This is a genomic window from Streptomyces sp. NPDC007905 (assembly GCF_042959345.1).
Classification (GTDB): domain Bacteria; phylum Actinomycetota; class Actinomycetes; order Streptomycetales; family Streptomycetaceae; genus Streptomyces.
Window position 1 is genome coordinate 32,946 of the sequence record NZ_JBIBKS010000006.1, and the last position, 22,354, is coordinate 55,299.

Genomic DNA, 22,354 nt, shown 5'->3' on the forward strand with positions numbered 1-22,354 from the left:
GGTGGGTGGGTTCATCGGCTACTCACGGTCGTCGGCGGTGGAACGGCGGCGCCTCGCGAACAGTGCTCCGGCTCCGGCGAGGACCACGACACCCACGACGACTCCGACGACGACTCCGGTGGAGCCGCCCCCGGAGGAGCCGCCGGAGTCGGCCGGGACCGCCGACCACCAGCTCCAGTAACCGTCCTGGCCGTAGATGTTGCCGGCGGCCTTGGGCATCGTCTCGATCGACTTGATCTGGTCGGTGCGATACGCCTCGACGGCGTTCGGGTACGCCATGACGTTCATGTACCCCAGGTCGTACAGCCGCGACTCCATCTGTTTGACGAGTGTGGCCCGTTTGGCGGGTTCGTACTCGGCGAGCTGCCTGGCGTACAGGTCGTCGTACCTCCTGTCGCAGATGAAGTTGTCGGTGGCGCCGGTGTCCTTCGGGGTGGCGGGCAGGGCGGCGCAGGTGTGGATGGACAGGACGAAGTCCGGGTCGGGGTTGACGGACCAACCGTCGAAGGCGAGGTCGTACTTTCCCGCGAGCCAGGGGTCGGTCACGTTGTCCAGGCAGTCGAGCGTCATGCCGATGCCGAGCCCGGCCCACCACTCCTTCAGGTACTGTCCGACGGCCTTGTCATTGGGGTCGGTGGCGTGGCACAGGACGCGGTAGTTCAGCGGCCTGCCGTCTTTGCCGGCCCGTTTGCCGTCGGCGTTCTTCTTGTAGCCCGCCTGGTCCAGGAGCCGGGCCGCCTTCGCCGGGTCGTAGGCGAGCGCCTGACTCGCGGACGGCTGCCAGAAGTACGACGAGAAGCGGGGCGGGATGTAGCCCTGACCCTCGACGGCGTGGCCCTGGAAGACCTTGTCGACCAGGACCCTGCGGTTGACCGCGAGGAACAGCGCCTGCCGCACCCGCTCGTCCAGCAGGGACGGGGCGCCGTCCCCGAACTTGTCGCCGTTCCTGGCCCGGGCGCCGGGGTTGACGGCGAGGGCGTAGAAGCGGCGGCCGGGGGCGTCGTTGACGTGGATGCCGTCCGAGCCCTTGAGTGAGGCGGCCTGGGCCGGGGTCAGGGACGGCGAGCCCGCGACGAAGGAGACCTCGCCCTTGCGCAGTGCGGCCACCGCGGCGTCCTGGTCCTTGTAGTACTTGAAGACCAGTTCGTCGAACTTGGGCGCCCCCCGCCAGAAGCCCTTGTTGGCCTTGAGCCGCACATAGCTGTCGGGCTTGTAGTCGGTGAGGACGAACGGTCCGTCGCCGACGACGGGAAACGTCTTGTCGTTGTTGAACTTCGAGAAGTCCGTGACCTTCTTCCAGACGTGCTCGGGCACGATCGGCACGTCCAGGGCGGTCATCGTGGCCTGCGGCTTCTTCAGCTGGACGACGAGTTTGGTGGGGCTCGGAGCCGTCACCTTGCGGAAGTTGGTGACGAAACTGCCGTTGGCGGTGGCGGCCGCCTCGTCGCTCATCAGCTTGTTGAACGTCCACGCGGCGTCCTCGGCGGTCACCTTCTGCCCGTCCGACCAGGTGGCGTCGGAGCGGATCGTGTACGTCCAGGTGAGCTTGTCGGCGGACGGCGCCCAGCTGGTGGCCAGGCCGGGCACCGGGTGGGCGTCACCGGGGTCGTAGTCGTTCAGGTACTCGTACGTCAGCCGCAGGATGCTCGTACTGACCAGACGCACCGCCAGGAACGGGCTCAGCGAGTCGACGCTCTGCGCGACCGCGACGGTGAGAACCTTCTTGCCCTGGGTGGCCTCCGCCCGCTGGGGCACCGGATTGAGCGGAGTCGCGAGGGCTGCCGAGAGCGTCAGAGCGATGGCGCCGGCGGCGGCGAGCCGGGGCGTACGGAGTCGTGGGCTTCTGGGGTGTGAACGTCTGCTGCCGTGCTGCTCTGGTCTGCTCATGAATCATGACCTCGCGTCATCGCTCGCACAGGGACGGCTTGTTCGGACTTCAGACCGGGTTCTGTCTGGTGACGCCAGCTGGGCTGATGAGTGTGTCTACCAGCGGCGCTCTGCGCGCGTCAACGGCGCGTGAAGCCTGCGTGGCCTGCGGAAACGGCAAGAGCAGAGGCGATTTTTCCATTATTGGTCCAGACCGGCGAAGGGGGCCTGGTGGAGTGCTGAAGCCGGTCAGCCGACGGGCTCCGCCACGGTGATGATCTCGGGGCTCTCGGACGTCAGGGGCCCGCGCTTCCAGTCGCCGTACTGCTCCGCGACGCGCAGTCCGGCCCCGGAGAGGAACCCGGGCAGGGCGTCGGCACCGAGGAACCTGAGGGTGGAGCGGCTGGTCCGGGGCCGCTCCCAGGGTCCGCCCTCGAAGGTCTCGGTGAAGGTCACCCGATCCCCGGCGAGGGGCTCCTCGACCTCGTGCCACACCCGTACGGCGTGGCCGTCCGCGTCGGTGACGTGGCGCGCGTTTTCCGGCGTCCAGGACGACCAGGCGCGGGCCGCCGGGTTCCGGGTCTCGAACACGAACCGGCCGCCGGGAGCCAGGGCGGCCCGGACGGAGCGCAGCGCGAGGCGCAACTCCTCGTCCCCCACCAGTACTTGGAAGGCGTGGCCGGTCATCACCACCAGATCGAAGTCGCCGTCCCAGGTCCGCGAGCGAAGATCGCCGAGCACCCATTCCACGGCGGGCTCGCGCCGCCGCGCCTGCACGAGCATCGCCGCGGACGGCTCCAGCCCCGTCAGCCGCCCCCGGTGCCCGTCCCCGCGCGCCCGGCCGAGCAGCCGGCCCGTACCGCAGCCCACGTCGAGCACGGAGCGGACGGACATCACCAGGTTCAGGTAGAAGTCGTCACCCGCCTCCCACGGATTGAGCGCGTCGTACAGCGAGGCGAGCGAAAGATCGGCGAATGAGGCGTCAACCACGCGCGGCAGTGTGCCACAACCTGTTGTACCGGATGAGCTGAACAACCGTCTTCTTTCCCTCTCCGGACGGTGTTCGGCCCAGGGAGCCGCCCCCATACGAGTGGGACTGTTCCGCGTACGGGTTGCCTGGAATGCGCCGAATGCGGGTTGTGGCGATATTGACCGTAACGGATCGGTGATCACGGAGGAGGCACGCCATGCGTCGAGCCACGCACGCCGGATGGGCCGTCTGTGCGACGGCGGTGGCGCTCGCCGCCACCGGCTGCGGGGGCGGCGCGGATACGAGCGGCGGGAACACCGCCGGGGTGCTCAGCTCCTCGTGGGGGGACCCGCAGAACCCGCTGGAGCCTGCCAACACCAACGAGGTGCAGGGCGGCAAGGTCCTCGACATGGTCTTCCGGGGCCTGAAGCGGTACGACCCGAAGACCGGCCAGGCGAAGGACATGCTCGCCGCGAGCATCGACACCAAGGACTCGCAGAACTTCACCATCAAGGTCAAGGACGGCTGGACCTTCTCCAACGGCGAGAAGGTGACCGCCAGGTCCTTCGTGGACGCCTGGAACTACGGGGCGAGCCTGAAGAACAACCAGAAGAACGCCTACTTCTTCGGTTACATCGACGGCTACGACAAGGTCCACCCGGACAACGGCTCGCAGAGCGCCGAAATCCTTTCCGGTCTGAAGGTCGTGGACGACCTGACCTTCACCGTCAGGCTCAACCAGAAGTTCTCCGGCTTTCCCGACACCCTCGGCTACGCGGCCTTCGACCCGCTGCCCCAGGCGTTCTTCACCGATCACGCGGCCTGGGTGCAGAAGCCGGTCGGCAACGGGCCCTACACCATCGAGTCCTACACGAAGGGCTCGCAGATGTCCCTGAAGAAGTGGGACGGCTACCCCGGCGATGACAAGGCCCGAAACGGCGGTGTGACCCTGAAGGTCTACACCGACAGCAACACCGCCTACACCGACCTGCTGGCAGGCAACCTCGATCTGGTCGACGACGTGCCCGCCGCGCAGCTGAAGAACGTCAAGAGCGACCTGGGCGACCGCTACATCAACACCCCGGCCGGCATCATCCAGACCCTCGCCTTCCCGTACTACGACAAGGCCTGGAACAAGCCGGGCGCGGAGAAGGTCCGCACGGGTCTGTCCATGGCGATCAACCGCAAGCAGATCACCGACACCATCTTCCAGAAGACCCGCACCCCCGCCACCGACTGGACCTCCCCGGTCCTCGGCACGGCCGGCGGCTTCAAGGACGGCCTGTGCGGCTCGGCCTGCGACTACAACCCGAGCCAGGCCAAGAAGCTGGTCCAGGAGGGCGGCGGGCTCCCCGGCGGCCAGGTCAAGATCACATACAACGCGGACACGGGCTCGCACAAGGAGTGGGTGGACGCCGTGTGCAACTCCATCAACAACGCGCTCGGCAACGACAGGGCCTGCGTCGGCAACCCCGTCGGCACCTTCGCCGACTTCCGCAACCAGATCGGGCAGCACAAGATGAGCGGCCCGTTCCGGGCGGGCTGGCAGATGGACTACCCGCTCATCCAGAACTTCCTGCAGCCGCTCTACTACACCAACGCCTCCTCCAACGACGGCAAGTGGTCCAACAAGAACTTCGACAAGCTCGTCGACCAGGCCAACGCCCAGACGGACACGGCCAAGTCCGTCTCCACCTTCCAGCAGGCCGAGGAGGTCGTGCGGGACAACATGGCCGCCATCCCGCTCTGGTACCAGAACGGCAGCGCGGGCTACTCCCAGCGGCTGTCCAACGTGGCGCTCAATCCCTTCAGCGTCCCCGTCTACAACGAGATCAAGGTCGGCTGAGCCGCCATGGGGCGCTATGTCGTCCGGCGGCTGCTCCAGATGATCCCGGTGTTCATCGGGGCCACCCTGCTGATCTTCCTGATGGTGGACGTGATGGGCGACCCCATCGCGGGGCTGTGCGGCGAGCGGGCGTGCGACCCGGCCACCGCCGCCCAGCTGAAGAAGGAGTTCGGCTTGGACAAGCCGGTCTGGCAGCAGTACCTCACCTACATGGGGAAGGTCTTCACCGGAGACTTCGGTACGGCGTTCAACGGCCAGCCGGTCACCGAGCTGATGGCGACGGCGTTCCCCCCGACCATCCGGCTGACGGTCGTCGCGATCCTCTTCGAGATCGTCATCGGTGTCACCCTCGGCGTGTACTCGGGCCTGCGCCGCGGCCGGCCCGTCGACACGGGCGTGCTCCTCGGCACCCTGGTCGTCATCTCCGTCCCCGTCTTCGTCACCGGCCTGCTGCTCCAGCTCCTCCTCGGTGTCCAGTGGGGATGGATCCAGCCGTCGGTCTCCCCGGAGGCCACCTTCAGCGATCTGATCGTGCCCGGCCTCGTCCTCGCCTCCGTCTCTCTCGCCTACGTCACCCGGCTGACCCGCACGTCCGTCGCGGAGAACAAGCGGTCCGACTACGTCCGTACGGCCATCGCCAAAGGCCTGCCCAGGCGCCGCGTCATCACCCGGCACCTGCTGCGCAACTCCCTCATCCCCGTCGTCACCTTCATCGGCGCCGACATCGGTGCGCTGATGGGCGGCGCCATCCTCACCGAGCGGATCTTCAACATCCACGGCGTCGGCTACCAGCTCTACCAGGGCATCGTCCGGCAGAACACACAGACCGTCGTCGGCTTCGTGACGATCCTCGTCCTCGTCTTCCTCATCGCCAACCTGCTCGTCGACCTGCTCTACGCCGTGCTCGACCCGAGGATCCGCTATGCCTGAGCGGCCGTACGAGCCCGACCGTGCCATCGCCCCCACCGGGGCGGGCGGCGCGATGGACCTGGCGGCGAGCGAGGCGGAGACGCTGGAGAGGACCCCGGGAGGACCCGAGGGGACGGGCCCTGAGGCCAAGCCCCGCTCCCTGTGGTCCGACGCCTGGCGGGACCTGCGCCGCAACCCCGTCTTCATCGTCTCCGCCCTGGTCATCCTCTTCCTGGTCTTCATCTCCCTGTGGCCCTCGGCGATCGCCTCCGGCAGCCCGCTCACGTGCGACCTGTCCAAGGCCCAGCAGGGCTCACAGCCGGGCGCCCCTTTCGGGTACGACGGCCAGGGCTGCAACGTCTACACACGGACCGTCTACGGGGCCCGTACCTCCGTCACGGTGGGCGTGTGCGCCACGCTCGGGGTCGCCGTCCTGGGGTCGGTGCTCGGCGCGCTGGCGGGCTTCTTCGGCGGCATCGGGGACTCGGTGCTGTCCCGCATCACCGACATCTTCTTCGCCATCCCGGTCGTCCTTGGCGGCCTGGTGCTCCTCTCCGTGGTGACCAGCAACACGGTCTGGCCGGTCATCGGGTTCATGGTGCTGCTCGGCTGGCCGCAGATCGCTCGCATCGCCCGCGGATCGGTCATCACCGCCCGGCAGAACGACTACGTCCAGGCCGCCCGCGCCCTCGGTGCCTCCAGCTCCCGCATCCTGCTGCGGCACATCGCCCCCAACGCCGTGGCGCCCGTGATCGTCGTGGCGACCATCGCGCTCGGCACCTACATCACGCTGGAGGCGACCCTGTCGTACCTCGGCGTCGGGCTGAAACCGCCGAACGTGTCCTGGGGCATCGACATCTCCGCCGCCTCCCCGTACATCCGCAACGCCCCGCACGCGCTGCTGTGGCCCTCGGGAGCCCTCGCCGTCACGGTCCTGGCCTTCATCATGCTCGGCGACGCGGTGCGCGACGCCCTCGACCCGAAGCTGAGGTGACGGCGCCATGCTCCTGGAAGTACGTGATCTGCACGTGGAATTCCGGACCCGGGACGGGGTCGCCCACGCCGTGAACGGGGTGTCGTACGCCGTCGACGCGGGGGAGACCCTGGCGGTGCTCGGCGAGTCGGGCTCCGGGAAGTCGGTGACCGCCCAGGCCGTGATGGGCATCCTCGACATGCCGCCGGGGAAGATCACCGGCGGCGAGATCCTCTTCCAGGGCAGGGATCTGCTGAGGCTCAAGGAGGAGGAGCGGCGGGGGATCCGGGGCGTCCGGATGGCGATGATCTTCCAGGACGCGCTGTCCTCGCTCAACCCCGTGCTGTCCGTGGGCGACCAGCTCGGCGAGATGTTCGTCGTGCACCGCGGCATGTCGAAGAAGGACGCGCGGGCCCGGGCGGTCGAGCTGATGGACCGGGTGCGCATCCCGGCCGCGGCCCAGCGGGTCCGGGACTACCCGCACCAGTTCTCCGGCGGCATGCGCCAGCGGATCATGATCGCCATGGCGATGGCACTGGAGCCGGCGCTCATCATCGCCGACGAGCCCACCACCGCCCTGGACGTCACCGTCCAGGCCCAGGTCATGGACCTGCTCGCGGAGTTGCAGCGCGAGTACCACATGGGCCTGATCCTCATCACGCACGACCTGGGTGTCGTCGCGGACGTGGCCGACCGGATCGCCGTGATGTACGCGGGGAAGATCGTCGAGTCGGCTCCCGTGCACGACATCTACAAGGGGCCCGCCCACCCCTACACCCGCGGCCTGCTGGACTCCATCCCGCGCCTGGACCAGAAGGGGCAGGAGCTGTACGCCATCAAGGGCCTGCCGCCGAACCTCATGGACATCCCGCCCGGCTGCGCCTTCCACCCCCGCTGCCCGATGGCCCGGGACGTCTGCCGCACGGACGTGCCCCCGCTCCACGAGGTCTCCGAAGTCCGCGGCAGCGCCTGCCACTTCTGGAGGGAGTGCCTGCATGACCTCGACCACTGAGCCGATCCTGGAGGTCAGCGGCCTCGTCAAGCACTACCCGCTGTACCGGGGGATCGTGTTCAAGAAGCAGGTCGGCGTGGTGAAGGCGGTCGACGGCGTCGACTTCGCGCTCGGCACGGGCGAGACCCTGGGCATCGTCGGCGAGTCGGGCTGCGGCAAGTCGACGGTGGCGAAGATTCTGTGCAACCTGGAGCGCCCGACGGCGGGCTCGATCAGGTTCAAGGGCGAGGACATCACCCACCTGTCCGGCCGGGCGCTGAAGGCCGTCCGCCGCAACATCCAGATGGTCTTCCAGGACCCGTACACCTCCCTCAACCCCCGTATGACGGTGGGCGACATCATCGGGGAGCCGTACGACATCCACCCCGAGGTGGCCCCCAAGGGCGACCGCCGCCGCAGGGTGCGGGAACTCCTGGACGTGGTCGGCCTCAATCCCGAGTACATCAACCGCTACCCGCACCAGTTCTCCGGCGGGCAGCGTCAACGCATCGGCATCGCCCGGGGATTGGCCCTGCGCCCCGAGGTGATCGTCGCGGACGAACCGGTCTCCGCCCTGGACGTCTCGGTCCAGGCCCAGGTGATCAACCTCCTGGACCGGCTCCAGTCGGAGTTCGAGCTCTCCTACGTCTTCATCGCCCACGACCTCTCGATCGTGCGGCACATCTCGGACCGGGTCGGGGTCATGTACCTGGGCCGAATCGTGGAGATCGGCAGGGACGCCGAGATCTACGACCACCCCACGCACCCCTACACCCAGGCGCTGCTCTCCGCGGTCCCCGTCCCCGACCCCGAGGCCCGCGAACACCGCGAACGGATCATCCTCGCGGGCGACGTCCCGTCCCCCACGAACATCCCCTCGGGCTGCCGCTTCCGCACCCGCTGCTGGAAGGCCCGCGAGCGCTGCGCCCGGGAGGTCCCGGCGCTGGCGGTCCCCGAGGCGTTCCGCCACACCACCGGGCCCGCGGCCCATGACTCCGCCTGCCACTTCGCGGAGGAGAAGCAGGTCGTGCCGCCGGAGGAGCCCCGGCAGCCCGCGAAGAACGGCAACGGGCCGGGATGACATGCGCACCCCGGCCCGTTTACGGCACCCGCACGGCCGTACGCTGTTCAGCCTCGCGCGTCCGTATATCGGTACCGCTTCCGTCAAGTTGCCTGTGCGTTAACGCGGTTCACAGGGGTTTGCGCGGTTGTGCCAGCGAACGCTCGAGGAAGTCCAGCTGCAGCCGCAGCAGATTCTCGGCCACGGCTTCCTGCGGGGTCATGTGGGTCACCCCGGACAGGGGCAGGACCTCGTGCGGGCGGCCCGCGGCCAGCAGGGCGGAGGACAGGCGCAGGGAGTGTGCAACGACCACGTTGTCGTCCGCCAGCCCGTGGATGATCATCATCGGGCGGTGCGGCTCGGCCGGGTCGACCAGACCCGCGTCGTCGACCAGCGAGTTGCGGCGGTAGACCTCCGGCCGCTCGTCCGGATGGCCGAGGTAGCGCTCCTGGTAGTGGGTGTCGTACAGGCGCAGGTCGGTGACGGGTGCGCCGACCACCGCCGCGTGGAAGACGTCCGGGCGGCGCAGTACTGCCAGAGCGGCCAGATATCCGCCGAAGGACCAGCCCCGGACGGCCACCCGGCCGAGATCCAGCGGGAAGTCCTGGGCCAGCGCGTGCAGCGCGTCGACCTGGTCCTGGAGCACGACGTCCGCGAGGTCGTCCCGGACCGCCTTCTCCCACGCCGGCGAGCGCCCCGGCGTGCCCCGCCCGTCGGCGACGACCACCGCGAAGCCCTGGTCGGCGAACCACTGCGAGGTCAGGTGCGCGTTGTGCGCGGCGACCACCCGCTGGCCGTGCGGCCCGCCGTAGGGGTCCAGGAGAACGGGCAGGGGAGTGTCGCCAGGGTAGTCCGTAGGCATAAGCACGGCGCACGGAATTCGGCGTGCGCCCCCATGGGTGAGCGTCACGCGGGGGGACAAACCGGGAGCTTCGGCGTACGACGTGACAGTCGCCGTTCGTTTTCCGTCACGCAGTACTTGGACATGCGCGCCCGGCCTGTCAAGCGTCGCGGACACCAGCACCGTCACACCCCCGGCGCGCACCGCCGAGTGCACCCCGGGCTCCTGCGACACGCGCTCCACGCCGAGTTCGTTGACCCGATAGACATGGACCTCGCCAGTCTCGGGGGAGTCCGCCTCCTCGCCCGCCGACGCCGAGACCAGCACGTCGTCGGCCGTCACGTCGAGTACCGCACGGATGTGCAACTGCGGCCCCGTCAAAGGCCGTTCACCGACCGCCAGTACACGCGCGCCCCCCTCGTCCGCGATCCGGACGAGCTGCCCGGACGGGCTCCAGCAGGGCACGCCGGCGAAAAGTTCCAGCCATGTTGGATCTTCATCGGCATGCACCATCCGGGTCGAACCGGAGTCCGGATCCACCGCCAGGAACACCTGGCCGCGCTGGTCCCGCGACTGCACGAGAAGCAGGGGCGCGCCCGCCTGTGACCAGTGCACACGCGCCAGATACGGATAGCGCGCCCGGTCCCAGAGGACCTCCGTGCGCTCCCCCTCGAGACCGAGCGCGAACAGGCGTACGTCCGCGTTCTCCGTCCCCGCCGCCGGGTACGCGACGTGGTGTGGCTCACGCTCCGGATGGGCGGGGTCGGAGATCCACCACCGCCGCACCGGCGTGTCGTCCACGCGCGCCACCAGCAGCCGGTCCGACTCCGGCGCCCACCAAAAGCCCCGCGAACGCGCCATCTCCTCGGCCGCGATGAACTCGGCGAGCCCATAGGTGACCTGATCCGACTCCGGGTCCGCCAGTGCCCTGTCGTCCCCGCCCTCGGCGCCCACGACCCGCAGCGCGCCCTCGGCGACGTAGGCGATGTGCCGCCCGTCGGGAGACGGGCGTGGGTCGATCACCGGTCCCGGAACAGCGAGTTCGCGCGCCGTACCGGCCCGCAGTTCGGCCGTGAAAAGCCGCCCTGACAAGGCGAAAGACGCCAACTCCAGAGCCGCGTCGGTGGCATAGCCGACGATGCCGGACCCACCCTCCCGGCTGCGTTCCCGGCGCGCCCGCTCCTCGGGGGAGAGCCGTTCCGAGGCGCCCTGCAGCAGGGCGCGCGGGTCGGCCGCCAGACGCTCGGTGCCGTCTGCCGGATCGAGGATCCACAGGGAGTTGGCCCGGTCCGTGCCGGAGTGCGAGCGCAGGAACGCGACACGCGAACCATCGGGCGCCACGGTGAACGCACGCGGCGCGCCGAGCGTGAACCGCTGGGTCCGGGCGTGCCGACGGGGGAAGGAGTCAGCCTCGGTCGTCATACCCCGACCATATTGGCCATGCGCCCCCTTGTGCGGCCGTGCGCCGAGCGATGCGCGAGCACGGATAGTTATGATCACTACCGCTGAGTGGGTATGAACCTGCTGGCATCTGCATGGATTTGCTCTAACGATCTAGAACCGAGTCACAACCCCCATAGTCCGAACCCCCCCGCGTCCCTGGGATCTTTGGAGGTGAGCCGCCGTGGCACTCTCGATTTCGGCGGTGGTGCTGCTGGCGATCATCGTCTTCTTGCTGATCAAGAAGTCGGGGCTGAAGGGCGGTCACGCGGTCATCTGCATGCTGCTCGGCTTCTATCTCGCCTCGTCGACCGTCGCGCCCACGATCAGTGAGCTGACGACGAACGTCGCCAGCATGATCGGCAGCATCAAGTTCTGACGGCCGGCCCGGGCGGACCTCGTAGGGTGGTGCCATGACGGAACTGCCCTCCCCCGACCTTCGACCGGGGGGACACCCATCGCGCTCCGCGCGCCGTCTGCTGCTGGTGCACGCGCACCCGGACGACGAGTCGATCAACAACGGCGCGACCATGGCCAGGTATGCGGCCGAGGGTGCCCACGTGGCCCTGGTCACCTGCACCCTGGGTGAGCGGGGCGAGGTCATTCCGCCCGAGCTGCGGCATCTGACCGGCGCCGCGCTGGGCGCGTACCGGCGCGGCGAGCTGGCCTCGGCCGCGCGCGAGCTGGGCGTCGAGGACGTCCGGCTGCTCGGCGGCGCCGGCCGCTACGGCGACTCCGGCATGATGGGCATTCCCGACAACGAGGACCCCGCCTGCTTCTGGCAGGCCGACCTGGACGAGGCCGCCGGGTCGCTGGCGGAGGTGATCCTCGAGATCCGCCCGCAGGTCCTCGTCACCTACGACGACAACGGGGGGTACGGCCACCCGGACCACATCCAGGCCCACCGCGTCGCCATGCACGCCGTCGAACTGGCGGCGGAGCGGGGCCACCGGATCCAGAAGGTCTACTGGAACCGCGTTCCGCGCTCCGTCGCCGAGGCCGCCTTCGCCCGCCTCCAGGACGAGCTGCCCGTCCTCCCGTTCGCCAAGAGCGCCACCGTGGCCGACGTACCGGGCGTGGTCGACGACGAGCGGATCACCACCATGATCGACGGCGGCGCGTACGCCTCCGCCAAGGCCGCCGCGATGCGCGCCCACGCCACCCAGATCGACGTGGCCGAGCCCTACTTCGCGCTCTCCAACGAACTCGCCCAGCCGCTGTTCACCACCGAGTACTACGAGCTGGTGCGCGGCGACGCGCGGCCCGGGGAGACCGACCTGTTCGCCGGCATCGTCGTCGGGGAGGCGTCATGAGCACCACCGGACGCGGCTCGATGCTCGCCCAGCCGCTGCAGCGCCCCCCGGCCGGACGGATCGCCGCCTGCCTCGGGCTGTTCGTGCTCGGCGCGATCGTCGGGCTCGCCGGGACCCTCGTCCAGGCCGCCGGGTTCCCCGGCGGCCTGCTACTCGCCCTCGCGGGCGCCGCGGGGCTCTTCCTCGGCGGGGCGTACGCGCTCGGCAGCCGGTCCGGGGCGGTCGCCCCGGTGGCCGGGTGGATCATCGCCGTCGTCCTGCTCACCGCCGGCCGCCCCGAAGGCGACTTCCTGTTCGGCGCCGGAGGCGGTTCCTACCTCTTCCTGCTCGGCGGCATGGCTCTCGCTGTGATCTGCGCCACCCTTGGCCCCGGGCGGCAACCCGGCGACGGCTCTGCCCGACTTGGCAAGTGACGTACCACTTCGCCGTGCGGCGCACGTGCGAGTCCGGTGTGGATTTCCTCGGCGGTCATGGGATATGCGCCAGACGTGGCCAGTATGGTGGTGCGCGCCGCCGAGCTGCCCGCTGAGGTCGTAACGGGCGGCGGAGCCAACCGGGAGAACCTGCCTTGAGTCGTGAAACTGACACTCCGTCCTCCGGGCCCAACGGGACCGGCGGAGCCGCATACCCCTCGGGGACGCCGCCGTACGGAACCCCCTTGGCTTCCGACGCCGGTGCGGACACGAGGCGTTCGGCCACGCAGCCGGAGGAACGCAAGACCGAGACCACGCTGACGACCCGGATCCGGATCAACATCCCCGGATCGCGGCCCATCCCGCCGGTCGTCGTGCGCAAGCCCGTCGGGGAGACCGAGGGCGCCGCAGCCGACTCGGGCGCGGAGACGCGGCCGGCTCCCGCCGCCGCGACGTCCGCCGGCACCGCCGAGGCGCCCGCCGAGCCCGCGCCGCAGGCCGACGAGAAGACCAGCGACTGGTTCGCGCCCCGCAAGTCCGGAGCCCCCAAGGGCGGTCAGGGCGGCGGCGGCACGAACGGGGCCGGGATGCCCGGCGGTTCCGCCGCACCGGCCGGACCGACCGCACCGGCCGGACCGGGCGCCCGGCCGGGCGGGCCGGGCGGGCCGGGCGCCTCCGGCGCGTCCGGTGCCGGCGGCGGCCGCCCCGGCAGTGTGGTCGGCTCCATGAGCGCGCCCGGCGGTTCCCGGCCCGGCGGTACGAAGGGCTCGGGCCTGCCCAGCGCCACCGGCGGCCCCGTGGCCCCGGGGCACGGCGGCGGCACCGGCTCCTTCGACGTGACCGAGGCGCTGGCCGCGGGCCCGCTGGGCGGCTCCCGCTCCGGCGTGCCAGGCGGCGGCGAACCCAGCCGTGACGACCTGCCGTACTTCTCCGACAACGGCCAGAGCGGCTTCGGCGGCGGCAGCGGCGCCGCCGGTGCGAGCGGCGCGAACGGCAACGGCGGCCCCAACGGGTTCAACGGGCCGAACGGCCAGGGCGGTCGCGGCCCGCAGGGCCCGGCGGGCCCGACCAGCGGCCCGGTCACCGGCGACGGACCGCTCGTGCCCCCGGCCGGTCCGAGGAGCGCGCTCAGCGACCTGGACAGGGGCCCGGGCGAGCCCTTCACCGGCCCGGGCGGCTACGGCGACACCGGCAGCCACCGCGTGCCCGGCGGCCCGCTCGGCCCCGGTGCTCTCGCCGGGCCCGGCGCGGCACCCGGTACCGGCCCCGGCGGCGGTCTCAGCGACGACACCGCGATCCTCACCCCGCAGAAGCCGGCCCCCGAACCGGGCACGCCCGGCTACCGCTCCCCGGACAACGTCTCCGGACACACCGTCACCAGCGGTATCCCGGTCGTCCCCTCCGCCGGGAACTTCCCGTTCGGCTCCGGTGGGCACCCCGACGGGCCGGTGCCGCACACGGCGCCCAAGCTGCCCGACCCGGCTCCCCAGCCCAAGGCCGGGGCCAAGCCGAAGAAGAAGGGCCGCAGCAAGCTCGTGCTGCTGTGCGTCGGTGTCTTCGTCCTCGCGGGCGGTGCCTACGGCGCCGGGCTGCTGATGAACCACACCGACGTGCCCAAGGGCACCACCGTGCTCGGCGTCGACATCGGCGGCGGCACCCGTGACGATGCCGTCAAGAAGCTCGACGACGCCTTCGGCAGCCGGGTGAACAAGCCGCTGAAGCTCTCGGTCGGCGGCAGGACCGTGTCCGTCACGCCGGACAACGCGGGCCTCCAGTTCGACTTCCAGAGCACGGTCGCCGAGGCCGCCAAGAGCGACTACGACCCGGTCTCCGTGATCGGCTCCCTCTTCGGGCAGAAGCGGGTGATCGAGCCGGCCATGCCGGTGGACGAGGAGAAGCTCCAGGCCGCGCTCCAGCAGGCGGGCGGCGGCTCGGGCTCCGTCAACGACGGCACCATCAGGTTCGAGGCCGGCAAGGCCGTGGCCGTCTACGGCAAGGCGGGCAAGGCCATCGACGCGGCCCAGTCGACCCAGGCGGTCGAACAGGCCTACCGCACCATGGTGGAGACGGACACCGCGACCCCGGTCACCGTGCCGACGACCATCAAGCAGCCGACGGTCTCCAACGCCGAGGTCGACCGGGAGATGAAGGCCTTCGCCGAGCCGGCGATGGCGGGCACCGTGACGGTGCGCACCGACGCGGCCCACTCGATCCTGATGAGCCCGCAGAAGTCGCTGTGGAAGTTCCTCCGGGTGACGGCCGTCGACGGCAAGCTGGTCGACAAGCCCGACCTGGCCGCCCTGAAGGAGCTGTACGGCCAGACGTTCGACGGGGTGCTGATCGCCCGGGCCAACGGCAAGAAGACGGCCGTCACGCCGCAGGACGTCTACGTCGCCCTCCGGCAGGTCCTGACGAGCAAGACCAACCGGGTCGCGGTCATCGACACCAACCCGAACTAGCGTGACCGCACAGGGGGCGCCCGCCGCCGGGCGCCCCCTCCGTCATGTCACCCGAACCGCATGACATCTGTCATCCGGCATCCAGGACCGCCGACACTGCCGGGTCCCGGACCCTCGCGGCCAGGATGGAGGACATGACAACAACAGCGGCACCGGCCACCACCACCCCGGTGGTCGGGTTCGACCAGGTGACCAAGACGTACGGGAACGTACGGGCCGTCGACGGGCTCTCGCTCCGGCTGCACCCGGGGGAGACCGTCGCCCTCCTCGGCCCGAACGGCGCAGGCAAGTCCACCACCCTCGACCTCCTGCTGGGGCTCAAGCACCCCGACAGCGGCACGGTCGGCGTGTTCGGCACCAGCCCGCGCGAGGCGATCGTCGCCGGGCGGGTCGGGGCCATGCTGCAGAGCGGCGGGCTGATGGACGAGGTCACCGTCGCCGAGTTGGTGAAGCTGGCCTGCTCGCTGCACCCGAGGCCGTACAAGGCCGCCGACGTGCTGGCCCGCGCGGGCATCGCGCAGATCGCCGACCGCAAGGTCAACAAGCTCTCCGGCGGCCAGGCCCAGCGGGTCCGCTTCGCCCTCGCCACCGCCGGCGACAGCGACCTGATCGTCCTGGACGAGCCGACCACCGGCATGGACGTCTCCGCCCGCCAGGCCTTCTGGGCCACCATGCGCGAGCAGGCCGACCAGGGCCGTACGGTCCTCTTCGCCACCCACTACCTCGAAGAGGCCGACGCCATCGCCGACCGCGTGCTCGTGCTGCACCGCGGCCGGCTCCTCGCCGACGGCACGGCGGCCGAGATCAAGGCCAAGGCGGGCGCCCGCCGGGTCTCCTTCGACCTGGAGGGGGAGATCGACCAGAGCGCCCTGCGCGGCCTGCCCTTCCTCACCTCCCTCGACGTGTCCGGCCAGACCGTCCGCATCCAGTCGTCCGACGCCGACGCGACCGTCCACGCCCTGTACGGCCTCGGCCTCTACCCCCGCAACCTCGAGGTCGCCGGGCTCGGCCTGGAGCAGGCCTTCGTCGCCATCACGGAGGCCGAGGAGGCCAAGCAGTCATGAATGCGTTGATCAAGCTCGAACTGACCCGCGCCCTGCGCAACCGCAAGTTCCTGTTCTTCTCGGTGCTCTACCCCTCGATCATCTTCCTGATCTTCGCGGGCAGCGCCGGTACCGATGAGAAGGTCCCCGGCAGCGGGCTGACCGTCGCGACCTACCTGATGGTCTCCATGGCCTCCTTCGGCGCGCTGACCGCCGTCCTGATGGGCAACAGCGAGCGCATCGCCAAGGAGCGCGAGAGCGGCTGGGTACGGCAGCTGCGGCTGACCCCGCTGCCCGGGCACGGCTACGTCCTCGCCAAGACCGCCGGTGCCGCCGTGGTGAGCCTGCCGTCGATCATCGTGGTGTTCCTCGTCGCGGCCGCCGTCAAGCACGTACGCCTGGACGCCTGGCAGTGGCTCGCCCTCACCGGGGTCATCTGGGCAGGCAGCCTCGTCTTCGCCGCGCTCGGCGTCGCCATCGGCTACCTCGCCTCCGGGGACGCGGTACGCCCCATCACGATGATCATCTACTTCGGTCTGTCGCTGCTCGGCGGCCTGTGGATGCCGTCGACCAACTTCCCGCAGTGGCTGCAGGACATCGCCAAGTGGCTGCCCACGCACGCGTACGCTGCGCTGGGGCGGGCGATCGAGCAGAGCCAGGCCCCGAGCGCCCAGGACATCGCCATCCTCGCCGTCTCGTTCGTCCTCTTCGCGGGCGGTGCGGCCTGGCTGTACCGGAAGGACACGCTGAAGGCGTGAGCACGATGACGGAAGACCTGAAGGCGCCCGCCGTGAAACACGTGCCCGTGGGCTGGCCGCCACGCAACCGGCGCGAGATGAAGGTCAAGGTGCTCTGGATCGGGGTCTGGCTGGTCTTCCTCAAGGCGCCGACCGAGGACCTGGTCAACGGCCACCACACCACCGGCGCCACCGCGGCGGGCGCGCTCGGCCTCGCCGCCTTCGTCGGGACCTACCTGACGCTGGTCTTCCGCAACATCGGCCGGCCGTTCTCGCCACGGATCGTCGTCACCCTGATCGCGGTCCTCGGCGTCCTGGCCCCCGTGCTGGCCTACACCCTCGGTGGCGCCTGGCTGGGTCTGTTCATCTATCTCTCGGTGGCCTGCGGGGCGACCCTGCCGTTGCGGGCGGCCTACTGGGCCATCCCGGCCGGCGCCGTCACGATGTACCTCGTCGGGCTGCACTCCGACGCGCAGGAGGCGCGTGACCTGTTCCTGCTGACCCTGCTCATCGGCTTCGCGATGACCGGCGTCGGCCAACTCGTCCGCACCACAGTCGAGTTGCGCAAGGCCCGGGCCACCGTCGCCCAGCTCGCCGCCAACGAGGAGCGGCTGCGCCTCGCCCGCGACCTGCACGACCTGCTCGGCCACTCCCTGTCCCTGATCACGCTCAAGAGCGAGCTGGCCGGCCGGATGCTGCCCGACCATCCCGACAAGGCGGCCCAGCAGGTCGCCGACATCGAGCAGGTCAGCCGGCAGGCCCTGGTCGACGTCCGCGAGGCCGTCACCGGCTACCGCCGCCCCCGCCTCGCCGCCGAACTCGCCGGATCCCAGGTGGCGCTGACCGCCGCCGGGGTGGTGGCCGAGGTGCCCGCTGAACCCGACCTCGGCGGCATCCCCGAGGAGAGCGAGTCCACCCTCGCCTGGGCGCTGCGCGAGGCGGTCACCAACATCGTCCGGCACAGCGGTGCCGACCGGTGCGTCGTGCAGCTCCTGCGCCGCCAGACCCTGGACGGCGCGATGCTCGAACTCTCCGTCGAGGACAACGGATCCGGCGGCTCGGGCAAGGACCCGGGCAACGGTCTGACCGGCCTGACCGAGCGTCTGGAGAAGGTGGGCGGCACTCTGGAGGCGGGCCGCGTCAGGCACGGTTTCCGGCTGGTCGCCCGGGTCCCTGCGGCCACTTCGGTGGACGTAGGATCCGGGGCATGACGAGCACGATCAAGGTCCTTCTCGCCGAGGACCAGTCGATGGTCCGCGAGGCGCTGGCCGCCCTGCTCGGCCTCGAGGACGACATCGAGGTCGTCGCCCAGGTCTCCCGCGGGGACGAGGTGCTGGCGGCGGTCGGCGCCCACGGCGTCGACGTGGCGCTGCTCGACATCGAGATGCCCGGCTGCACCGGCATCGAGGCGGCGGCCCAGGTGCACCGGGAGTACCCCGCGGTCAAGCTCGTCGTCCTCACCACCTTCGGCCGCCCCGGCTATCTGCGCCGCGCCATGGAGGCGGGCGCCGACGCCTTCCTCGTCAAGGACGCGCCCGCCGCCCAACTCGCCGCCGCGGTGCGCAAGGTGCTGGCCGGCGAGCGGGTCATCGATCCCACGCTCGCCGCGGCCGCGCTGGCCGAGGGCGCCAACCCGCTCACCGACCGGGAGCGCGAGGTGCTCCGCGCGGCGGCCGACGGCTCCACCAACGCGGAACTGGCCGCGGCCCTGCATCTGTCCCAGGGCACGGTCCGCAACTACCTCTCCACGGCCATCCAGAAGCTGGCGGTGCGCAACCGGGCGGAGGCCGTGCGGATCGCCCGCGAGAAGGGGTGGCTTTGAGTGCTCAGTTCAGCATCGCCCGGGCCGTTTCGGCCTGCTGCCGCACCCGTCGCGCGGCCGGTTCGTCGACGACCTCGATCAGGTGGGCGTAGGCGTCCAGCTCCGCGGCTCCCGCCACGAACTCGCCCCGCTGCACCAGCAGTTGTCCCCGTTCGTACCGCAACCGGGCCGGATGCGAGGGCAGCAGCAGGCTGAGCTCGACGGCCCGCAGAGCGACGTCCGAGCGCTCGGGCCGGGCGGCGGCCCACGCCCTGATGTTGTTCAGGATCCGCTGAACGACCTCCAGCGGCGTCGCGGGCACCAGCATGGCGGGCTGAAGCGGCGCCCCCGTGGCCCCCGCCACCAGCAGCTCGGCGTCCGCCCCGGTCAGCACCCTCCCCCCGTCGAACGGATCCGCCAGCACCTGCTCCTCCGCCGGCCCGAACCCGACCACGAAGTGTCCGGGCAGCGCGACCCCGGACACCGGCGCCCCCGCCCGGCGCGCGACCTCCATCCACACCACGGAGAGCAGGATCGGCAGCCCGCGCCGCCGCCGCAGCACCTCGTGCAGCAGCGAGGACTCCAGCCGCTGGTAGTCGGCGGGCGACCCGTGGAACTCGTAGCGCTCACCCAGCAGCCGGCACACCGCCTCCGCCCACGCGCGCGGCCCGCCCGGGCGGTACGGCAGCTGCCCGGCCAGCCGGTCCAGCTCCAGCTGGGCCACGTCGATGCCGGCCTCGTCCAGCGAGCCGTCCGAATCCGCGCCGATCAGCAGGCACAGCGCCGACAGATCGGGCCGCTCCGACCGTGCCTCCTCCGCGAACCGCCGCCGCAACTCGGCGGACCGTTCCGGCGGGGGCGGATACGGGGGCGGAAGATGAGGGTGCCGCATGCCTGGCTCATGCCCTTCCACAGGGGTTCCTACGACCGTCAGGCGCCGGATGCGTCCGGTTCCCGGTAGTGGTGGTACGCGTGGTGCGGGGCCATGCCGAGGCCGGCGTACAGCGTGCGCGCGCCCTCGTTGTCGTCCTCCACCTGCAGCCAGGCCGCCGAGGCGCCCTCCGCCAGGGCCCGCCGGGCCAGCGCGGCCATCACCTCGGTGGCCAGCCCCTGCCGGCGCCGGCCGGGGTCGACCTCGACGGCGGCGAACCCGGCCCACCGCCCGTCCACGACACACCGCCCGATGGCAGCCGCAGGCGCCTCCTCGCCCTCACCGGGGACGGTCGCGAACCACACCGACGGGCCGCCCGCACTCTCGGCTTCGCTCGAGCGGGGAAACCCGCACCCGAGCACCCGCAGGGCCACTTCGCTCACCCCCTTGCGCCGGTAGCGGGCGAGCCAGGCCTCGTCCGCCTCCCGGGACAGCACCACCCCGGAGCCCTCGGCCCGGTCCGCGACCGGTGCCAGGGCCCCGATCCACAGCTCGGCGGTCACCTCCCGCACCCAGCCGCGCCGCTCCAGCTCCGCGCACAGCAGCTCCTGCGTGCCCTCGGCGCCGGTCGCGGTCTGCACATAGGCGGGCAGGCCACGCTCGCCGTACCAGCGCCGTACCGCGTCAAGGGCCGCGTCGAGCTCAAGCCCGGGGTCACCGAGCGGCAGCACGCTGTTGGCACGCCGCGTGAACCCGCCGGCCGCCCGCAGCTCCCACTCGCCCAGCTGCTCGCTCTCCACCGGCCGCCACGCGCGCGAGGCGATGCGGGCGAGTTCCGGGTAGCTCGCCGCCGGGCCCCTGCGGCGCGCCGGAGCGGCCGGTACGACTTTCCCCGCCACCAGCGCGGATTCCGCGATCCGGACACTTTGCCCGTCCCGCCGTGTGATCATGAGCACGCCGTTGTCCCATGATGTGAGAACACCCACCGTGTCGGTGAACTTCTCCCGCGTCGCCCCAGGTTCGCTCAAGCGCCGTACGGAGACTCGTTTGCCCACGTCAGCAGCGGTGATACGGACCTCGAGGCGTCCGTGCGCCGAGATTTCCACTGGTCAGTTCACCCCTCCTGTTCGGATCATGCCCCGGAACGGAGATACTAGGGGCGGGCATCGACGACGCCGCGCTCCCGCGCGCCAGGCGGCGGAGCCTGAGGAGGCCCGCCAGCGCCCTATCGAGGAGGAACGACAGCGTGACCTACGTCATCGCGCAGCCTTGTGTCGACGTGAAGGACAAGGCGTGCATCGAGGAGTGCCCGGTCGACTGCATCTACGAGGGCCAGCGGTCCTTGTACATCCACCCGGACGAATGCGTCGACTGTGGTGCCTGTGAGCCGGTCTGCCCGGTCGAGGCGATCTTCTACGAGGACGACGTGCCGGAGGAGTGGAAGGACTACTACAAGGCGAACGTCGAGTTCTTCGACGAGCTGGGCTCTCCCGGCGGCGCGAGCAAGCTGGGGCTGATCGAGCGCGACCACCCCTTCGTCGCCGCGCTGCCGCCGCAGGGCGAGTGACCGTTCTGACGGCCTAGCGGCATCAGCGCCCCGGCGGCCCGCATCAGCACCGCCGCGGCCTGCATCAGCGCCGCCTCGGTCCCGTACGGCCCGATCGCCGCCGTACGGGACCGAGGCGTTTGCCGTACCGACGAAAGCGAGCAAGTTCCGTGTCCGCAGTCTCCGATCGTCTCCCCACCTTCCCCTGGGACAAGCTGGAGCCGTACAAGAAGACGGCCGCGGCCCACCCGGACGGAATCGTCGACCTCTCCGTCGGCACCCCGGTCGACCCGGTCCCCGAGCTGATCCAGAAGGCCCTGGTCGACGCGGCCGACTCGCCGGGCTACCCGACGGTGTGGGGCACCCCCGCGCTGCGTGACGCGATCACCGGCTGGCTGGAGCGCCGCCTGGGCGCCCGTGACGTCACCCACCGCCACGTCCTGCCGGTCGTCGGCTCCAAGGAGCTGGTCGCCTGGCTGCCGACCCAGCTGGGCCTCGGCCCCGGCGACAAGGTGGCCTACCCGCGCCTGGCCTACCCGACCTACGAGGTCGGCGCCCGCCTGGCCCGCGCCGGGTACGAGGTGTACGACGACCCGCGCGAGCTGGACCCGGCAGGCCTGAAGCTCCTCTGGCTGAACTCCCCGTCGAACCCGACCGGCGCGGTCCTGTCCAAGGACGAGCTGACCGGGATCGTCGCCTGGGCCCGCGCCCACGGCGTGCTCCTCGTGTCCGACGAGTGCTACATCGAGCTGGGCTGGGAGGCCGACCCGGTGTCGGTCCTGCACCCCGACGTCAACGGCGGCTCCTACGACGGCATCGTCGCCGTCCACTCGCTGTCCAAGCGCTCCAACCTGGCCGGCTACCGCGCCGCCTTCCTGGCGGGCGACCCGGCCGTCCTCGGCCCGCTCCTGGAGATCCGCAAGCACGGCGGCATGATGACCTCGGCGCCGACCCAGGCGGCGGTGGTGGCGGCCCTGGGCGACGACGAGCACGTCCACCTCCAGCGCGAGCGCTACACGTCCCGCCGCACGGCCCTGCGCGAAGCCCTCCTCCGGCACGGCTTCCGGATCGAACACAGCGAGGCCAGCCTCTACCTGTGGGCCACCCGGGACGAGTCCTGCTGGCAGACGGTGGCCCACCTGGCCGAGCTCGGCATCCTCGTCGCCCCGGGCGACTTCTACGGCGAGGCGGGCGAGAAGTTCGTACGAGTGGCGCTGACGGCGACGGACGAACGGGTCCGGGCGGCGGTCGAGCGCCTGACGGCGTAACCGCACC

20 protein-coding genes are annotated in these 22,354 nt (G+C 70.9%); 15 read left to right on the forward strand and 5 right to left on the reverse strand.

Annotated features, from left to right (window positions below):
• Positions 1-18: 18 nt before the first annotated feature.
• Together ACFZDC_RS12410 and ACFZDC_RS12415 are read right to left on the reverse strand one after the other, a co-directional pair.
• Positions 19-1,887, reverse strand: a complete 1,869-nt coding sequence (locus tag ACFZDC_RS12410; protein WP_391322898.1) for an ABC transporter substrate-binding protein — start codon at positions 1,885-1,887, stop codon at positions 19-21.
• Positions 1,888-2,115: 228 nt separating this feature from the next.
• Positions 2,116-2,856, reverse strand: coding sequence for a methyltransferase domain-containing protein (locus tag ACFZDC_RS12415; protein WP_391322900.1), 741 nt, complete (start codon positions 2,854-2,856; stop codon positions 2,116-2,118).
• Between the two features lie 197 nt (positions 2,857-3,053).
• Here ACFZDC_RS12415 and ACFZDC_RS12420 point away from each other — a divergent pair, with 197 nt between their 5' ends.
• From ACFZDC_RS12420 to ACFZDC_RS12440, 5 genes are read left to right on the forward strand one after another with little or no spacing between them, the layout of a single operon-like run.
• Positions 3,054-4,682, forward strand: coding sequence for an ABC transporter substrate-binding protein (locus tag ACFZDC_RS12420; RefSeq protein WP_391322902.1), 1,629 nt, complete (start codon positions 3,054-3,056; stop codon positions 4,680-4,682).
• Positions 4,683-4,688: 6 nt separating this feature from the next.
• A complete protein-coding gene (locus ACFZDC_RS12425) occupies positions 4,689-5,612 on the forward strand; it encodes an ABC transporter permease subunit (protein ID WP_391322904.1) in 924 nt (307 codons plus the stop codon).
• Positions 5,605-6,585: an ABC transporter permease subunit gene (locus ACFZDC_RS12430; RefSeq protein WP_391322906.1), complete on the forward strand. Its 981-nt coding sequence runs from the start codon at positions 5,605-5,607 to the stop codon at positions 6,583-6,585. The genes ACFZDC_RS12425 and ACFZDC_RS12430 overlap by 8 nt, the downstream gene beginning before the upstream one ends.
• Before the next feature lie 7 nt (positions 6,586-6,592).
• Complete coding sequence (locus tag ACFZDC_RS12435; protein WP_391322908.1) at positions 6,593-7,576, forward strand: oligopeptide/dipeptide ABC transporter ATP-binding protein; 984 nt, start codon at positions 6,593-6,595, stop codon at positions 7,574-7,576.
• Entirely contained in the window at positions 7,560-8,636 is a 1,077-nt protein-coding gene (locus ACFZDC_RS12440; RefSeq protein WP_391322910.1) for a dipeptide ABC transporter ATP-binding protein, read from the forward strand. The genes ACFZDC_RS12435 and ACFZDC_RS12440 overlap by 17 nt, the downstream gene beginning before the upstream one ends.
• Before the next feature lie 109 nt (positions 8,637-8,745).
• Here the strand turns inward: ACFZDC_RS12440 and ACFZDC_RS12445 are convergent, their stop codons facing one another.
• Entirely contained in the window at positions 8,746-10,878 is a 2,133-nt protein-coding gene (locus tag ACFZDC_RS12445; RefSeq protein ID WP_391322912.1) for a prolyl oligopeptidase family serine peptidase, read from the reverse strand.
• A gap of 202 nt (positions 10,879-11,080) precedes the next feature.
• On the opposite strand from ACFZDC_RS12445, the gene ACFZDC_RS12450 reads away from it, so the two are divergent.
• The 8 genes from ACFZDC_RS12450 (at position 11,081) to ACFZDC_RS12485 (ending at position 18,683) form a co-directional block, all read left to right on the forward strand.
• On the forward strand, positions 11,081-11,275 hold the full coding sequence (locus tag ACFZDC_RS12450) for a hypothetical protein (protein ID WP_020942059.1): 195 nt from the start codon (positions 11,081-11,083) through the stop codon (positions 11,273-11,275).
• 34 nt (positions 11,276-11,309) lie between these two features.
• Entirely contained in the window at positions 11,310-12,209 is a 900-nt protein-coding gene (gene mshB, locus ACFZDC_RS12455) for an N-acetyl-1-D-myo-inositol-2-amino-2-deoxy-alpha-D-glucopyranoside deacetylase (RefSeq protein WP_391322914.1), read from the forward strand.
• The gene (locus tag ACFZDC_RS12460; RefSeq protein ID WP_391322916.1) at positions 12,206-12,622 is read left to right on the forward strand and encodes a DUF6113 family protein; all 417 of its coding nucleotides are present in this window, start codon (positions 12,206-12,208) and stop codon (positions 12,620-12,622) included. The genes mshB and ACFZDC_RS12460 overlap by 4 nt, the downstream gene beginning before the upstream one ends.
• A gap of 155 nt (positions 12,623-12,777) precedes the next feature.
• Positions 12,778-15,081 (forward strand): hypothetical protein, encoded by a 2,304-nt coding sequence (locus ACFZDC_RS12465; protein WP_391322918.1) that lies wholly within the window; start codon positions 12,778-12,780, stop codon positions 15,079-15,081.
• A 134-nt stretch (positions 15,082-15,215) separates the two neighbouring features.
• Complete coding sequence (locus tag ACFZDC_RS12470) at positions 15,216-16,145, forward strand: ATP-binding cassette domain-containing protein (RefSeq protein WP_391322920.1); 930 nt, start codon at positions 15,216-15,218, stop codon at positions 16,143-16,145.
• Positions 16,142-16,882, forward strand: a complete 741-nt coding sequence (locus tag ACFZDC_RS12475; RefSeq protein WP_391322922.1) for an ABC transporter permease — start codon at positions 16,142-16,144, stop codon at positions 16,880-16,882. The genes ACFZDC_RS12470 and ACFZDC_RS12475 overlap by 4 nt, the downstream gene beginning before the upstream one ends.
• Positions 16,879-18,072 carry a histidine kinase gene (locus ACFZDC_RS12480; protein ID WP_391322924.1) on the forward strand — a complete coding sequence of 398 codons (1,194 nt, stop codon included), beginning with the start codon at positions 16,879-16,881 and terminating at the stop codon, positions 18,070-18,072. Before ACFZDC_RS12475 ends, ACFZDC_RS12480 begins: the two co-directional genes overlap by 4 nt.
• Positions 18,069-18,683, forward strand: a complete 615-nt coding sequence (locus tag ACFZDC_RS12485) for a response regulator (protein ID WP_391322926.1) — start codon at positions 18,069-18,071, stop codon at positions 18,681-18,683. Before ACFZDC_RS12480 ends, ACFZDC_RS12485 begins: the two co-directional genes overlap by 4 nt.
• Positions 18,684-18,687: 4 nt before the next feature.
• Here the strand turns inward: ACFZDC_RS12485 and ACFZDC_RS12490 are convergent, their stop codons facing one another.
• Both ACFZDC_RS12490 and ACFZDC_RS12495 read right to left on the reverse strand, forming a co-directional pair.
• Positions 18,688-19,554: a tetratricopeptide repeat protein gene (locus ACFZDC_RS12490; RefSeq protein WP_391322928.1), complete on the reverse strand. Its 867-nt coding sequence runs from the start codon at positions 19,552-19,554 to the stop codon at positions 18,688-18,690.
• Between the two features lie 38 nt (positions 19,555-19,592).
• Positions 19,593-20,639 (reverse strand): GNAT family N-acetyltransferase, encoded by a 1,047-nt coding sequence (locus ACFZDC_RS12495; protein WP_391322929.1) that lies wholly within the window; start codon positions 20,637-20,639, stop codon positions 19,593-19,595.
• A 140-nt stretch (positions 20,640-20,779) separates the two neighbouring features.
• On the opposite strand from ACFZDC_RS12495, the gene fdxA reads away from it, so the two are divergent.
• Entirely contained in the window at positions 20,780-21,100 is a 321-nt protein-coding gene (gene fdxA / locus ACFZDC_RS12500) for a ferredoxin (RefSeq protein ID WP_014674796.1), read from the forward strand.
• 149 nt (positions 21,101-21,249) lie between these two features.
• Complete coding sequence (locus ACFZDC_RS12505) at positions 21,250-22,347, forward strand: bifunctional succinyldiaminopimelate transaminase/glutamate-prephenate aminotransferase (RefSeq protein ID WP_391322932.1); 1,098 nt, start codon at positions 21,250-21,252, stop codon at positions 22,345-22,347.
• Positions 22,348-22,354: the final 7 nt, after the last annotated feature.